Here is a 15,899-nt window from a genome sequence, read left to right as displayed (position 1 = left end):
CAGCCTGGTTTGGTTGTCAGGCGGTGGGGTCGGGTCAGCCGATCCGGGCGCCGGTCGCGGTGTCGAACACGTGGATGCGCTCGACCGGGAAGGCGACATGGACGGTGTCGCCGCGCTCGGCGAGGCCGCGCTCCAGCGAGAACGCCTTGACGTCGCTGCCGAAGGCGCTGGCGTGCAGGATCGTGCCGAAGCCGGTCGGTTCGACGAGGTCGATCCGGGCCTCGAAACCGCCGGGAAGCTCCCGGCCGACCAGCACGTGCTCGGGGCGGATGCCGAGCGTCACCTTGGTGCCCTCGGCGGTCGGCGCCGGGCCGGCGAGCGGCACGGAGATGCCCTGGCCGAGTTCGATGCGCGGCGCGCCGTCCGTGGCGCGGTAGGTGCCCTCGAACATGTTCATGGCCGGCGAGCCCATGAAGCCGGCGACGAACAGGTTGGCCGGCCGGTCATAGAGATCGAGCGGGCTGCCGACCTGCTGCACGACGCCGGCGTTCATCGCGACGATGCGGTCGGCCAGCGTCATCGCCTCGATCTGGTCATGCGTGACGTAGATCGAGGTGGCGCCGAGGTCCTGGTGCAGCTTCTTGATCTCGCCGCGCATGTGCTCGCGCAGCCGCGCGTCGAGATTGGAGAGCGGCTCGTCGAACAGGAAGGCCTTCGGCTTGCGCACGATGGCGCGGCCCATGGCGACGCGCTGGCGCTGGCCGCCGGAGAGCGCCTTGGGACGACGCTCCATCAGGGGCGTCAGGCTGAGCTTCTCCGCCGCGCCGGAGATGGCGGCGGCGATCTTCTCCTTCGCCGTCTTCCGCAGGCGCAGGCTGTAGCTCATGTTGCCGGCGACGGTCATGTGCGGATAGAGCGCGTAGGACTGGAACACCATGGCGATGTCGCGGTCCTTAGGGTCGAGCTCGTTGACGCGCTTGCCGCCGATCTTGATCTCGCCGGCGGAGATGTCCTCGAGGCCGGCGATCATCCGCAGCAGGGTCGACTTTCCGCAGCCCGACGGGCCGACCAGCACGACGAACTCGCCGTCCTGGATGGTGAGGTCGACCCCGTGCAGGATCTTGACGGCGCCATAGGCCTTGCGGACGTCGGTGATATCGATGGATGCCATTGCGATGCTCCCTCAGCCCTTGACCGCGCCGGCCGTCAGGCCCTGCACGAGGTAGCGCTGGATAAAGAAGAAGAAGAGACAGGCGGGGATCAGGGCGAGCACGCCCGCGGCCATCATCTGTCCGAAATCGACCGAGAACTTCGAGACGAAGCTGAGCAGCCCGACCGGGAAGGTGCTGGCGTCGACGCCGGAGATCAGCATCAGCGCGAACAGGAGCTCGCTCCAGGCGGCGGTGAAGACGAAGCCGAGGGTCGCCGCCATGCCGGGCAGGGTCAGCGGCAGGATGATCTGGCGGAACGCCGTGAAGCGGGTCGCGCCATCGATCATCGCGGCCTCTTCCAGGTCCTTCGGGATGCCGTCGAAGAAGGACTGCATCAGGAAGGTCGCGAACGGCACGTTGAAGGCGACGTAGACGAGGATCAGGCCCGACAGGCTGTTGGTCAGCCCGAGCGGCGACAGGATCTTGAAGATCGGCGCGATCAGCATGACGAGCGGGAACATCTGCGTCAGCAGCATCAGCCCGACGATCCAGAACTTGCCGCGGAAGGAGAAGCGCGACATCGCGTAGCCGCCGAGCGACGACAGGATGGTGACGATGACGGCGGTCGACAGCGACACGATCATCGAGTTGCGGAAGAACAGCGGGAAGTCGCTGTGCCGGATGACGAAATCGAAATGGTCGAACACCGTCCGCGACGGCCAGAGGCGGACGCCCTCGGAATAGAGCAGGTCGTTCGGCGTGACCGAGATCTTCAGCACCCAGAACAGCGGGAACAGGGCGAACAGCACGTAAGCGAGGATGGCGACGCGGTGGGCGACGGTGGCGACGATGCGCTTGCGGGTCATGGTCTCAGCGCTCCCTGAGCAGGGTCTGGCGCAGCAGGACGATCAGCATCGAATAGACGAGCAGCAGCGCGAGCAGCACCATCGCGATCGCCGAGGCGTAGCCGAAGTCGAGCCTGCGGAAGGCCTGGGTGAAGATGTAGCTGGCGACGATCTGGGTCCGGTCGGCCGGGCCGCCATTGGTCATGACGACGATCAGATCGGCGAAATTGGCGATCCAGACGGTGCGCAGCATGACGGTGATGGCGATGGTCGGCGCCAGGAAGGGCAGGGTGATCGAGCGGAAGCGCTGGAACGGCGTGGCGCCGTCGATGGCGGCGGCCTCGTAGAGATCGCGCGGGATCGACTGCAGCGCCGCCAGCAGCGTGATGGCGAAGAAGGGGATGCCCCACCAGACATTGGCGATGATCGGGCCCCACATGGCGTGGTCGGGGCTCGACAGCAGGTTGTCCGGGGCGCTCATCAGGCCGAGGCCATAGAGCCAGTGCGGGATCGGGCCGACGATCGGATTGAACAGCATCGCCCAGTTGAGGCCGGACAGGAAGCTCGGCACAGCCCAGGGCAGGAAGCAGAGCGCCTGCGCCAGGCCGCGGCCGCGGAACGGCTTGTCGAGCAGGAGCGCCAGGATCAGGCCGAAGCAGAACTGCAGCGCCACCGAATAGCCGGTCCAGTAGACCGTGTTCTTCAGCGCCTGCCAGAACGTCTTGTCCTTGGCGAGCGCGCGGAAATGGTCGAGGCCGATGAAGCCGCCCGAGAACGGGTCGAGCAGCGTCATGTCGCGGAAGGCGTAGGAGATGCCGATCACCAGCGGCACCAGCATCACGGTGACGATCAGGATCAGGGCCGGGGCGGAATAGAGATAGGGCTCGCTCGCCGAGGCGAGGCGCCGCAGGAACGGTCGTCGGTCGCGCCCGTAGGGGGCGGCGTTCACGGCCTCTGTCATCGAAAGTCGATCCCTTTGGTCTCGTCGCAACCTGGCGGAGCCTCTCTTCGGCGGAGGTCGCAGTCGCGAAAACTCGTTTCGGCAGCGTGTGTCACATGGAGGCGGGACTTCCGATCCCGCAGCGTCCCTGCCGGGGTCCGGCCCTCCCGAAAAGGAGGGCCGGACGGGTACTGGTGCCGGCCGGCATCGGCTCAGCCGGCGAGAAGCGGCCTCACTTGGAAGCGAGGAACTTCTGCTGGGCCTTGGTCATGTACTCGGCCCACTGCTGGCCGAGCTCCTCCGGCGTGATCTCGCCGAGCAGCGCCTGCTGGCTGGTCTTGATCACGAGCGAGTCCTTGAAGAAGGCGAACTCGGGCAGGTAGGTCGGCATGACGGTCGGGACGACGTCCTTGTCCGAGAGCTCGGCGAACCAGCCCTTGAACTGCTCGCTGGCGTAGAAGGGGTCGGTCTCGGCCGACTTGCGCGCCGGCAGGGCGCCCGTCTTCTTGTTCCAGGCGATGTTGCCTTCCTTGCCTTCCAGAGTCGCCAGCAGCTTCCAGGCGGCGTCCTTGTTCTCGCTCGTCGAGAACATCGACCAGCCGGCATAGCCGATGGTCGGGAAGGTCTTGCCGTTCTCGCCCTTCGGCATGGTCATGATGCCGTAGTCTTCCGGCTTCATCCGCTCGGCGATGGCGATCAGCGCGTCCGGGTCCTGGTCGAGCATCGCGCAGGTGCCGGAATAGAAGCCGGCGACGATCTCGTTGAAGCCCCAGTTGACGCTGTCCTTCGGGGCGTAGCCCTTCTTGTACAGGTCGGTGAAGTAGGTGAGGCCCTTGACCCAGCCCGGATCGGCGAAGGTCGAGGTGCCGTCTTCCTTGAAGAAGGCGTTGTCGCCGTTGGCGGTGGCGCCGAACATGACCCAGCCGTTCAGGCCGCCGGGGCCGCCGCGCATGCAGTAGCCCGACTTGCCCGGCAGCGCCGAAACCTTCTTCGCGGCTTCCTCGAACTCGGCCAGCGTCTTCGGCACTTCGGTGACGCCGGCTTCCTTGAACAGGTTCTTGTTGTAGAACATCGCGCGCAGATAGAAGCCGTAGGGCAGCATGTAGGCGGTGTTCTTGACCGAGCGGCCGAGTTCGAGCGCGCGGTCGTTCAGGTCGGAAGCCTCGTCCCACTTGGCGAGATAGGGCTCGAGGTCCTCGAGCATGCCGCGGTTGGCGTAGAGCGACAACCAGGTATCCGGCATCTCCATGACGTCGGGCGTCTCGCCGGACGCGACCATGGTCGCGAACTTCTCGAAGGCCTGACCCCAGGGCAGCGAGATGATCTCGACCGTCGTGCCGGGATTGGCCTCCTCGAAGGTCTTGACGATGCCCTTCAGCGTCTCGGTGCGCTCGGGGCTGGTGATCACCTCCACCAGCTTCAGCTTGGTGTCGGCGAGCGCCGATCCGGCGAGCAGCGCCGTCATCACGGCGGCTGCGGCGATCTTCTTGAACATTGTTGGTCTCCCTCTTCGTTGATTGCAGTGCTTATGGACGCCGGGCGGCGTCGATCGCCGCGGCGAGATCGTTCCAGAGCGCATCGGCCCCCTCGAGGCCGACATGCAGGCGGACCATGTTGGGATCGACGCCGAAGTCGATCGCCGAATTGGGTCCGGCCGCCTGCACCAGCACCACCTGCGCCGGAACGACGAGGCTTTCGTGGCCGCCCCAGCTCACGCCGAGCTTGAACAGCTGAAGCCTGTCCGCGAAGGCGGGGATGTCGACGACGCCCTCGCGGAAAGTGAATGAGAACAGGCCCGACGTGCCCGAGAGACCCGGCGGCAGCTGGTTGCCGAGGCCGGGATGCGACACCGAGGCGACGGCGTCGTGGTCGGCGAGGCGGCGGGCCACGCTGAGGCCGGCGGCTTCATGCGCCTTCATGCGGATCGGCAGCGTGCGCAGGCCGCGCACCAGCAGCCAGGCGTCGAAGGGCGACAGCTTGCCGCCGAGATAGGGCAGGGTCTGGCCGCGGATCTTGCCGATCAGCGCCTTCGAGCCGACAACGACGCCTGCGACGACGTCGCTGTGGCCGGAGAGGTATTTCGAGGCCGAATGCAGCACCAGGTCGACGCCGAGCTTGATCGGCTGCTGGAACACGGGCGACGCCCAGCTGTTGTCGATCGCCGTGATCACGCCGTGGCTCTTTGCCAGCGCGGCGAGCGCCTTGACGTCGTGCGCCTCCATCGTCCAGCTGGTCGGGCTCTCCATGTAGAAGAGCGCCGCACCCGGCAGCGCCGCCGCCACGGCGGCCTCGTCGCGGCCGTCGACATAGGTGACGGTGACGCCGTAGCGGGAAAGCAGCGTCTCGAACAGGCGGTAGGCGTCGGGATAGACGTGGCGCACGCAGACGATGCGGTCGCCCGGCTTGACGAAGGTGATGACGGTCGAGGAGATCGCCGCCATGCCGCTGCCGAAGGCGAGGCCGTCCTCGGCGCCTTCCATGCCCGCCACCTTCTCCTCGAAGATGCGGACGGTCGGGTTCAGGCCGCGGCTGTAGACCGGGCGGACCTTGTTGCCCTTATACGTCTCTTCCATCTCGGCATAGGACGAGAAGGTGAAGAGCGAGGTCTGCACGATCGGCGGCACGACCGCGTCATAGGCGTTCGACTCGTCATGCGCGGCGAGAAGGGATGCGTGCTCGAAGGACTCGACGCTGTCGTTCATTTCAATGCCTTGTCGGATTGGTGGGCGATGTCCTGCGACATCTCCCGGATGTCTTCCTCGACGATCTCGAGGATCGCGAGGGTCTCGTGGCGGGCGCGCTCGGGGTCCTGCGCGGCGATCGCGTCGAACAGCTTGCGGTGAAACGGGAAGGAGCGGCCGGCGAAGTCCGGCCGGTCGAACGGCGTCGACCAGAAGCGTTCGAACGCCTCGCGCATCTGCTCCAGCAACTGCCCGAACATCGGATTGTGCGAGGCGTCATAGACGGCGAGGTGGAAATCGAGGTCGTACTTGCCCGAGGTGCCCTCGGCGAGGTGGACCTTCTCCATCGCCTCCAGCCGCTGCTCGATGATGGCGAGATCGGCGCTGGTGCGGCGCACCGCCGCCAGCGCGCCGGCCTCGGCCTCGAGCCCGCGGCGGATGTCGAGCGTCGCCAGCAGGCCCTCGCGCAGCGTGCTCGCATCGATCGAAAGCGGCATGTGGATCGTGTCGGGCGAGACGCCGCGCAGCAGATAGGTGCCGCTGCCCTTGCGGGATTCGACGACGCCGAGCGCCTGGAACTGGCGGATCACCTCGCGCACGGTCGAACGGCCGACGGCCAGCGCCTGCATCAGCTCGCGCTCGGTCGGCAGGCGCTCGCCCGGCTTGACGCCGGACTGGGCGATGAAGTCGGCCAGCGCCTTCATGACGATGGCAGCGCGGTCGGAGGAGGGGAGCGGGGTCAGGCCCGGAAAGGCGGGGCTCATGGCTGCGCCATCCGCCGCGCGGGGCGATGCCCGCGCTGTTGCAGGACGGTCCAGATCTCCGTGCCGGTCCAGATCACGTTGCGATCCCCACTGGCCGCCTGTCGCGGCTCTGAATTGGTCTGACATCTGATCATTTCTACAGCTTCGGCCTTTCGTCAAGTGTCAGATTTCCGTCACGGCCCGCCTCCATTCGCGGCCGTCGACCTGCCGTTGTGGCGCGGCGCCGATACGCGCGGGCCAAAAAAGTGGAGGCGCCGCGAAACAGGACGATTCTGCCGCTTCTGGACGGGGCCATGACCTGCTAGCCTGATGTCGGAAATCGGGGGCGCGCGACGATGAGCGACAAGCCGGACCTTCACATCACGCCGACACGTTTCGAGATGGAGGTCGACGGCCATGTCGCCTTCATCCTCTACCGACTGCAGGGCGACGTCGTGGAACTGATCCACACGGAGGTGCCGTCCGAGCTCGCCGGCCGCGGCGTCGGCACCCGGCTGGTCCGCGCCGTGCTGGACCGGCTGCGCGACAAGGGCGCGAAGATCCATCCGCTCTGCCCCTTCGTCGCGGCCTATATCGCCCGGCACAGCGAGTATGCCGACCTCGTCAGCGACTGAACGCGGCCCCGCTCCCGGCCCTACGGAGATGCCGATGCCTGCCTATGACGCCATCATCATCGGCACCGGACAGGCCGGACCGCCGCTCGCCGGCCGCCTCGGCGCCGCCGGCCAGAAGGTCGCCATCATCGAGCGCAACCTCGTCGGCGGCACCTGCGTCAACACCGGCTGCACGCCGACCAAGACGCTGGTCGCCAGCGCCAAGGCGGCCCAGATGGCGCGCCGCGCCGCCGAATATGGCGTCGTCCTCGAGGGGGCGGTCGGCGTCGACATGCGCAAGGTGAAGGCCCGCGCCGACGCGGTTTCCGGCGCCTCGCGCGAGGGCGTCACCGCCTGGATCGAGCGGATGGAGAACTGCACGTTCCATCGCGGCCATGCCCGTTTCGCCGACCACCGCAGCGTCCGCGTCGGCGGCGACGTCCTCACCGCCGACCGCATCTTCATCAATGTCGGCGGCCGCGCCGTGATCCCGGACATTCCCGGCATCGCCGACGTGCCGGTCCTGACCAACAGCACGATGATGGACCTCGACGTCGTGCCGGAGCACCTCCTGGTCATCGGCGGCAGCTATGTCGGGCTGGAATTCGCGCAGGCCTATCGCCGGTTCGGCGCCAGGGTGACGGTGTTCGAGACCGGGCCCCGCCTGATCCGGCGCGAGGACGAGGACGTCTCGCGCGCGGTGTCGGAAATCCTGGCGGCGGAGGGGATCGAGATCGTCGTCGGCGCGGTCAACCTGACGGTCGGGCGGGCGCCGGGAGGCGGGATCGCGGTCAGCCATGACGGGCCGAACGGGCTCCGGACCGTGTCCGGCTCGCATCTCCTGGTCGCCACGGGGCGTCGCCCCAACACCGACGACCTCGACATCGAGAAGGCTGGCATCGCCGTCGACGCGCATGGCTATGTCATCGTCGACGACGCGCTGAGAACGAATGTGGACGGCATCTGGGCGCTGGGCGACTGCAACGGCCGCGGTGCCTTCACCCATACTTCCTACAACGACTTCGAGATCGTCGCCGCCAACCTGCTCGACGGCGATCCGCGTCGCGTCACCGACCGCATTCCCGTCTACGCGCTCTACATCGATCCGCCGCTCGGCCGCGTCGGCATGAGCCAGGCCGAGGCGGAGCAGAGCGGCCGCCGCATCCTGGTCTCGAAGCGGCCGATGACCCGTGTCAGCCGGGCGATCGAGAAGGGCGAGACGCAGGGTTTCATGAAGCTGGTCGCCGACGCCGACAGCGGCGAACTGCTGGGTGCGGCCCTGCTCGGCACCGGCTGCGACGAGGCGGTGCATTCGCTGATCGACGTCATGTATGCCCGCCGGCCCTACGCGCTCGTCAGGCGGGGAATGCACATCCATCCGACCGTCTCGGAACTGCTGCCGACCATGATGGGCGATTTCCAGCCCGCGTGACGGCCAAAATGTCGCAGTCGCCGGGGTACCGATCGGTTGTGCGCGTCGCCTTTTGCCGACGGGCGGTGGTGGCGCGAAGAGGTGTGTATGGTAAATGTTAAGGATAGTCTCATAGAGACAGGAGCGTGACTTGCCGATGTAGCGTTCCGGCGACGTGTATGGGTGTTGTGCTGTTGAAAGTCCCTGTCCTCAAACCGCGCGGCATCCGCTCTCGGCGCGGGATCCGCCGTACCGTCGCCTCGGCGATGGTCGTCGTAATGGCTGGATCGACGGCAACCTACGCGCAGGATGGCGGCTTTTTCAGCGGCTTTCGCTCGCTCTTCGGCAAGGAAAAGGTCGAGCCCGTCGCCGACGCCGTTTCCTACAAGCCGACCGTCAACGTCCCCGACGCGCCGCGCGCGCTGCGCAAGGCGATCACCGCCGCCTCCAAGCTGCAGTCGATGCGCAAGTCGCCGCCTTCCGGCGCCGCCGGACTGCTGCGTCGCGCCCGCGCCGACGTCGACGAGATCACCGCCGCGCTCTATTCGAACGGCTATTACGCCGGCACGATCCGCATCACCATCGCCGGCCGCGATCTCGACGCGCCGGACATCCTGCAGGCAATCGAGGCGGCGCGGCCGGCAGGCCCGGTTCCCGTCCAGGTCGACGTGACGCCCGGGCCGCTGTTCCATTTCGGCGAGATCAAGCTGGTCGACACGCGCAACCGGCCCCTGCCGATGGCGCCGACCCTGCGCCAGCTCGGCATCGAGCCCGGCGCCGACGCGAAGTCGAGCGTGATCCTCGACGCCGAGGGTCGCATCAGTGATTTCTACCGCGACGAGGGCCACGCCTTCGCGAAGGTCGTCGACAAGGACGTCGTCGCCGACCACGCGTCGAACCTCGTCAACGTCACCTACATGGTCGATCCCGGCCCGGCGGTCGCCTTCGGTCAGGTCTCCGTCTCCGGCATGGAAGGCGTGAAGCCCTCCTTCGTCGCCGAGCGGGTGCGCATCATTCCGGGCGAGATGTTCTCGCCGAAGCGCTTGGCCGACACGCGCAAGTCGTTGCTGCGCTACGAGATCTTCTCCGGCGTCCGTATCCGCGAGGGCGACAAGCTCGACGCCGACGGCCGCCTGCCGATCGATGTCGAGGTCACCGAGCGCAAGCCGCGCTATATCGGCTTCGGCGCCAAGTATTCCTCGACCGACGGCTCGTCGATCAACGCCTTCTGGGGCCATCGCAACCTGTTCGGCGGTGCCGAGACGCTGCGCCTAGACGGCCAGGTCTCCTGGTTCGGCCAGTCGTCCGAGGCGGTGCCCGATTCGAATCCGCTCGGCTATCGCTTCGCCGCCACCTTCGGCAAGCCGGGCGTGCTGACGCCGATCGACGATCTCGTCGCCCAGGCGGCGGTGCTGCGCGAGGTCACCGACGCCTATGTGCGCGAGGCGGTGACCGTCACGGCCGGCGTCCGGCGCAATTATTCCGACCAGTTCTCCGTGCAGGTCGGGCTCGATTTCGAGCAGGCGCATGTCCAGGACGCCACCGGCTCGCGCGACGATCTCATCATCGGCGTGCCGATCGAGGTCGCCTACGACACCACCGACAACGCGCTCGATCCGTCGAAGGGCATTCGTGCCTCGGGCACCTTCGAGCCCTTCGCCTATCTCGGCCAGGCCAGCGCCGGGCCGATGATGTTCAAGGGCTCGCTGTCGTCCTACAAGGCGCTCGACGAGGAGAAGCGCTACATCCTCGCCGGCCGCGTCTCCGCCGGCACGATCTTCGGCGCCGACCTGCTCGACGTGCCGCCACAGCGGCGCTTCTATGTCGGCGGCGGCGGTTCGCTGCGCGGTTACGACTACCAGTCGGCCAGCCCGCGCAACGCGCAGGGCGACATCATCGGCGGCCTCAGCTTCCTGACCGCCTCGGCCGAGGCGCGCATCAAGGTCACCGACACGATCGGCCTGGTGCCGTTCTTCGATCTCGGCGCGGCCTCGGAAGATTCCGTGCCAGATTTCGGCGATCTCAAATATGCGGCCGGCCTCGGCCTGCGCTATTATACCGGCATCGGTCCGGTCCGGCTCGATGTCGCCGTGCCGCTCAATCCGGAGCCCGACGACAAGGGTTACGGCATCTATATCAGCCTTGGACAAGCGTTCTGATGACCCGCGCTCTCAAGATCCTGCGCTGGCTCGGCGTCGGCTTCATCGTTCTCCTGATCGCGCTCGTCGGCGCTTTCGGCTTCCTGCAGACCGGCCCGGGCCAGAGCATGCTCGCCGGCCTCGCCAGCCGGCTCGCCAGCAGCAACGGCCTGACCGTCCGCATCGAGGGTATCTCCGGCTTCGTGCCGTCCGACATGACGATCGACAGGATCGACGCCGCCGACGCCATGGGCCCGTTCGCCTCGGTCGAGAAGCTGCATCTCGCCTGGCATCCGCTGTCACTCCTCACCGGCAAGGTGGCGATCACGGATCTTTCGGCCGATCGCGTGGCCGTGGCGCGCCAGCCGGTGCTGCCGCCGGCGGCCCCGGACACATCCTCGGGCGGCGGCATTCCGTTCATTCGCGTCGCGCTCGACAAGCTGGACATCGCCAGGATCGAGCTCGGCGAGCCCGTGCTCGGCATGGCCGCGGTGCTGAACCTGCAGGCCTCGGCCCGCCTGGTCGATCCGGCCGAGGGGCTGTCGCTCGATTTCGCGCTTCTGCGCGAGGATGCGCCGGGCGAGATCAAGGGCCGCGTCCGCTATGCGCCGGGTGACGGCGCCACCACGGACACGCTCGCCCTCGACGTCACGGCCTCGGAGCCGGCCGGCGGGCTGGTTGCGCGCCTCGCCCAGATCGAGGGCCTTCCGGCGCTGTCGCTCTCCGTCAAGGGTGATGCGCCGCTCGACAACTGGGACGGCCAGATCGCGCTGGATGCGGGGGCCGCCGGTCATCTCGGCGGCACCGCCGCCGTCAAGGAGGTCGAGACCGGCCGCCGGATCATGCTCGATCTCGCCGGCGAGATCGCGGGCCTGGTTCCCGCCACCGTCCGTCCGCTCTTCGCGGCCGAGACGACGCTGATCGGTTCGGCGGTCGTCGAGCCCGAGGGCCGCATCGCCATCGAGGGCCTGAACGCGACCGCCTCCGGCTTCGGCCTGGCGCTGGTCGGCTCGCTCGACACCAAGGCCAAGACGGCCGACGTCAAGCTCGACCTGGTCGGTGGTGACCCGTCGCATTTCGCCGCCTTCGCGCCCGGCGTCACCTGGGCGAACTGGCGGCTCAACGCCGCCGTCAACGGCGCCTTCGCCACCCCCAATGTCGACGCGACGCTGACGGCCAAGTCGCTCGCCGGTTTCGGCTATGACGTGGCCGACCTTCAGGTCGTTGCCAAGACCACGCCGGCCACTGCCGGCGGTCTCGATTTCACCGTCGACGGCACCGCGAGCGGCCTTGCCGCCGCGGATCCGCAGGTCGCCGCGGCGCTCGGCAAGACGGCCCGGCTGCAGGCGGCGGGCGCCGTTGGCGATGCCGGCGCCGCGCTTACCTCCGCCAAGGTCGCGCTGGAACCGCTCGATCTCACCTTCGCCGGCTCCGCCGCCGCCAACGACGTCAAGGGCACGCTCCGGCTCGAGCGATTGAACCTCGCCGCCTTCTCCGGCCTCGCCGGCCGCCCGCTTTCCGGCAGCGCCGTGCTCGAGGCGAAGATCGACGCCGATCCGTCGAAGCGCCGCGTCGCTGTCGATCTCGACGGCACGTCGCAGGGGATCGCCACCGGCATCGCCCAGGTCGACGATTTCTTCGCCGGCGAGAGCCGGGTCAAGGGCGCCGTCTCGCTCGCCGAGGACGGCCGCATCGCCGTCCGCGACCTGACGCTCGCCGCCAAGGGCCTCGACGTCGCCGTCGACGGCGCCATCGAGAAGGCGAGCGCCGATCTCGCCGCGCGCATCAAGCTCGCCGATCTGAAGCAGCTCGATCCGCGCGTCTCCGGCGCCGCCAATGCCGATCTGCGCTTCACCGGCGGCCTCGACGCGCTCGGCCTCACCGGCAAGGTGGCGATTCCGGCCGGCATGGCCATGGATCAGAAGATCGAGAACCTCGCGCTCACCGTCGACCTGACCGACCTGACGGGCCTGCCCGGCGGCACGGTGGCGCTCGACGGCAAGCTCGCCGGGAAGCCGGCCACGGGCGGCGCCCGGCTGACCTCGCTCGCCGATGGCGGCCGACGCCTCGACGACCTCGACCTCGCGGTCGGCGCCGTCCGCGCCAAGGGCGCGGCGAGCCTCGCGGCTTCCGGCCTCGTCGACGGCAAGATCACCGTTGCCGCCTCCAACCTCGCCGACCTCTCGGCGCTGGTGCTGACCGAACTCGCCGGCCGCCTCGACGCCACGATCGTGCTCGATGCCCCGAACGGCGCCCAGCGCGTCGCCGTCGATGCCTCGGCCGCGGGCCTCCGCGTCGCCGGCAACCGCGTCGACAAGGCCGACATCAATGCCCGCATCGCCGACCTGACCGGCACGCCGGTCATCGACGGCAAGGCGGTTCTCTCCGGCGTCGTCGCCGGCGGCCAGACCATCGAGAAGGCGACCGTGACGGCGAAGAGCGCCGGCTCGGACACCGACGTCACCCTCGACACGGCGCTGCTCGGCGCCAGCGTCAACGGCAAGGCGCGCATCTCGCCCGCCGGCGCCGCGACGAATATCCGCCTCGACGCGCTGAAGATCGCCCGCACCGGCGCCAATGTGACGCTCGCCTCGCCGGCCAACATCGCCATCGCCAAGGGCGGGGTCACCATCGACCGACTGGTGCTCGCGACCGGCGACGGCCGCACCACGATCAGCGGCCGCGCCGGCGAGACGCTCGACCTCAATGTCGACCTGCGCAACCTGCCGCTGGCGCTGGCTTCGCTCGCCTCGCCGACGCTCGACATGAAGGGCACGCTGAGCGGCACGGCCCGCGTCACCGGATCGGCCTCCGCGCCGGCCGGCGACTATGACCTCCGCATCGCCAAGCTCAGCAATGCCGACATCGCCAAGGCCGGCCTCGGCCCGTTCGACATCACCGCCAAGGGCAAGCTCGGCGGCGGCCGGGTCGGCGTCGACGCGACGATCAAGGCGCCTTCGGTTTCCGGGCTGACGATCAACGGCTCGGTGTCGATCGCCGGCGGCGACATGGACCTCAGGATCAAGGGCGCGATCGACCTCGCCATCGCCAATACGGCGCTCGCCACCTCGGGCGGCAATGTGCGCGGCAAGGCCGTCATCGACGCGGCGCTGGGCGGCCCGACCTCGGCGCCGCGCGCCTCGGGCACGGTGAAGGTCTCGGGCGCCAGCTACAACGATTCCTTGAACGGCATCGCGCTCTCGAACATCCAGGCGGTGCTGACCGGCACCGACCGCGCCATCCAGGTCTCGTCCTTCTCGGCCCAGACGGTCCAGGGCGGCCGCATCGTCGGCAAGGGCAATATCGGCCTCGATCCGGCGCAGGGCTTTCCCGCCGCCATCGAGGTGACGCTGCAGAAGGCGACGCTCGTCTCGAGCGACCTGATGCGGCTCGTCGCCGACGGCACGATCAACGTCCAGGGCCCCGTCGCGACGCGGCCGAAGATCGCCGGCCAGATCCGCGTCCGTAGCCTCGACATCAACATCGCCGACGTGCCGTCGGGCGGTCTCGACCCGCTCGCCGTGCGCCACGTCAACACCGGCAAGCAGCCGGCGGCGAAGGCCGGCATCCGTGCCCATGCCCAGGCGCGCGCCGCCGCCACCGCCAAGAAGAAGAGCCAGCCGGCCAGCCCCTTCGTCGCCGACCTCGACCTTCGCGTCTCGGCCCCCAACGGCGTGTTCGTGCGCGGCATGGGCATGGACGCCGAGTTCGGCGGCGACCTGACGCTGCGCGGCACGACGGCCGACATGATCACGCTGGGCGGCTTCGAGCTGAAGCGCGGCCGGTTCAACGTGGTCGGCCGTCAGCTCGACTTCACCCAGGGCAAGATCACCTTCAATGGCAGCCTCGATCCGGAGCTCGACTTCAAGGCCGACACCACCGGCGGCGACGTCACCGCCAGCATCATCATCACCGGCAACGCCTCGTCGCCGGAGGTAAGCTTCGCCTCGGTGCCGACCCTGCCGCAGGACGAGGTGATCGCCAGGCTGCTGTTCGGACGCGCGATCAGCACGCTGACGCCGGGCCAGGCGCTGCAGGTGGCGCAGACGGTGGCGCAGTTCTCGGGCAAGGGGCCGGGCGTGCTCGATTCCGTGCGCAAGTCGCTCGGCGTCGACTCGCTGTCCATCGGTACCGACGCCTCCGGCAAGGGTGGCCAGGTCGGCATCGGCAAGCGGCTGAACGACAAGGTCTATATCGGCGTGCAGCAGGGCACGACGCCGGATTCGAGCAAGGTCACCGTCGACGTCGACTTGACCCGCAACATCCGCATCCAGGGCGCCGCCGGCGCCGACGGCTCCAACGAGGTCGGCATCGGCGCGCAGTGGGATTATTGAGGGGCACGCCCAAGCTCGCTTCGGCGTGAGGGGCATGGGTGGCTGGCCGCCCGCTCAAGGCGGCCTACAATGCGTTGTTTCCAGTGGCTCCGCCATCATCCTGAGGTGCTTCGCGTGAGCGAAGCCTCGAAGGAGGGTCCAGCGGAGCTCCTTTGAAGCACGTCGCGGGCGCTCCCTGAATCCTCCTTCGAGGCCCGGCTGCGCCGGGCAACTCGGGATGACGGTCGAGTTTCGGAATTGCGGTCTGGAGACGGAATCTTCCTTACCCCGGGAACAGCGTCAGGCCGCCGTCGACGCGGATGACCTGGCCGTTGATGAACTTCGAGCCGTTGCCGGCGAGGAAGGCGACGGCGTCGGCGATCTCGGACGGTTCGGCATAGCGGTTGAACGATTTTCCCGACGAATCCATCTTGGCTGGATCGACGATGCGGGTCGCCTGGAAGCGGGCCGACTTGGTCGGGCCGGGGCTGACGGCATTGATCCGCACGCCCTGCTCGTAGAGCTCCTTGGCGAGACAGCGCGTGTAGTGCACGACGGCCGCCTTCAGCGTCGAATAGACGACCTCCGGCGAGCAGCCCATATGCGCCGCGGCCGAGGCGATGTTGATCACCGAGCCGTTGCCGGCCGCCACCATCGGCGGCACGAAGGCCTGGCAGACCAGCATGGTGCCGATCAGATTGTTGTTGGTCAGGACCTGGATGTCCTCGAACGAGATGTGGAGCGCGTCGTTTGGCTTTGGCTTGTTGCCGGACGCGCCGATGTCGCCGCCGGCGCAATTGACCAGCACGTTGACCGTGCCGAGCTTCGCCTCGATCTCTTCCTTCATCTTCTGCACGGCGGCCGGGTCGCCGATATTGCCAGTGACGGCGACGGTGCGGACGCCATGCTTGGCGATCTCGGCCGCCACTTCGCCGAGGTCCTTGGCCTCGCCATATTTCGCCGGGCCGGTCCATTCGAGATCGTGGATCGCGACATCGGCGCCGAGGCTCGCCAGCTTTTCGGCCATGGTGCGGCCGAGACCGCGGCCCGAGCCGGTGACGAAGATGACCTTGCCGGAGAGTTCCTTGCTCATTTGCGAGCTCCTTTGGGTGCGGGGTTCTTG

The 15,899-nt window shown here is 68.2% G+C and carries 11 protein-coding genes; 4 read left to right on the top strand and 7 right to left on the bottom strand.

Features of this window, described 5'->3' with window-relative positions; translation table 11 throughout:
• Nucleotides 1-34: 34 nt before the first annotated feature.
• The 6 genes from G539_RS0120795 to G539_RS25665 all read right to left on the bottom strand — a co-directional run bounded on the left by G539_RS0120795 (nt 35) and on the right by G539_RS25665 (nt 6,321).
• Nucleotides 35-1,111, bottom strand: a complete 1,077-nt coding sequence (locus G539_RS0120795; RefSeq protein ID WP_029076915.1) for an ABC transporter ATP-binding protein — start codon at nt 1,109-1,111, stop codon at nt 35-37.
• A gap of 12 nt (nt 1,112-1,123) precedes the next feature.
• A complete protein-coding gene (locus tag G539_RS0120790) occupies nt 1,124-1,957 on the bottom strand; it encodes a carbohydrate ABC transporter permease (RefSeq protein WP_029076914.1) in 834 nt (277 codons plus the stop codon).
• 4 nt (nt 1,958-1,961) lie between these two features.
• Entirely contained in the window at nt 1,962-2,897 is a 936-nt protein-coding gene (locus G539_RS0120785; RefSeq protein WP_029076913.1) for a carbohydrate ABC transporter permease, read from the bottom strand.
• Nucleotides 2,898-3,108: 211 nt separating this feature from the next.
• Nucleotides 3,109-4,371 carry an ABC transporter substrate-binding protein gene (locus G539_RS0120780; protein ID WP_029076912.1) on the bottom strand — a complete coding sequence of 421 codons (1,263 nt, stop codon included), beginning with the start codon at nt 4,369-4,371 and terminating at the stop codon, nt 3,109-3,111.
• A 31-nt stretch (nt 4,372-4,402) separates the two neighbouring features.
• On the bottom strand, nt 4,403-5,578 hold the full coding sequence (locus tag G539_RS0120775; protein ID WP_029076911.1) for a PLP-dependent transferase: 1,176 nt from the start codon (nt 5,576-5,578) through the stop codon (nt 4,403-4,405).
• Nucleotides 5,575-6,321 (bottom strand): FadR/GntR family transcriptional regulator, encoded by a 747-nt coding sequence (locus G539_RS25665; protein WP_051231866.1) that lies wholly within the window; start codon nt 6,319-6,321, stop codon nt 5,575-5,577. Before G539_RS25665 ends, G539_RS0120775 begins: the two co-directional genes overlap by 4 nt.
• Before the next feature lie 335 nt (nt 6,322-6,656).
• On the opposite strand from G539_RS25665, the gene G539_RS0120765 reads away from it, so the two are divergent.
• From G539_RS0120765 to G539_RS0120750, 4 genes are all read left to right on the top strand, one after another.
• The gene (locus tag G539_RS0120765; protein WP_029076910.1) at nt 6,657-6,935 is read left to right on the top strand and encodes a GNAT family N-acetyltransferase; all 279 of its coding nucleotides are present in this window, start codon (nt 6,657-6,659) and stop codon (nt 6,933-6,935) included.
• A gap of 28 nt (nt 6,936-6,963) precedes the next feature.
• Nucleotides 6,964-8,346: an FAD-containing oxidoreductase gene (locus tag G539_RS0120760; protein WP_425402373.1), complete on the top strand. Its 1,383-nt coding sequence runs from the start codon at nt 6,964-6,966 to the stop codon at nt 8,344-8,346.
• A 257-nt stretch (nt 8,347-8,603) separates the two neighbouring features.
• Nucleotides 8,604-10,484 (top strand): autotransporter assembly complex protein TamA, encoded by a 1,881-nt coding sequence (locus G539_RS0120755; RefSeq protein WP_245576931.1) that lies wholly within the window; start codon nt 8,604-8,606, stop codon nt 10,482-10,484.
• A complete protein-coding gene (locus G539_RS0120750) occupies nt 10,484-14,797 on the top strand; it encodes a translocation/assembly module TamB domain-containing protein (protein ID WP_029076907.1) in 4,314 nt (1,437 codons plus the stop codon). Before G539_RS0120755 ends, G539_RS0120750 begins: the two co-directional genes overlap by 1 nt.
• A 262-nt stretch (nt 14,798-15,059) precedes the next feature.
• On the opposite strand, the gene G539_RS0120745 is transcribed toward G539_RS0120750, so the two are convergent.
• Nucleotides 15,060-15,869, bottom strand: coding sequence for an SDR family NAD(P)-dependent oxidoreductase (locus tag G539_RS0120745; protein WP_029076906.1), 810 nt, complete (start codon nt 15,867-15,869; stop codon nt 15,060-15,062).
• Nucleotides 15,870-15,899: the final 30 nt, after the last annotated feature.

The sequence above is a fragment of the Kaistia adipata DSM 17808 genome (assembly GCF_000423225.1).
Lineage (GTDB): Bacteria > Pseudomonadota > Alphaproteobacteria > Rhizobiales > Kaistiaceae > Kaistia > Kaistia adipata.
This window is presented reverse-complemented; position numbering and strand designations above follow the sequence as displayed.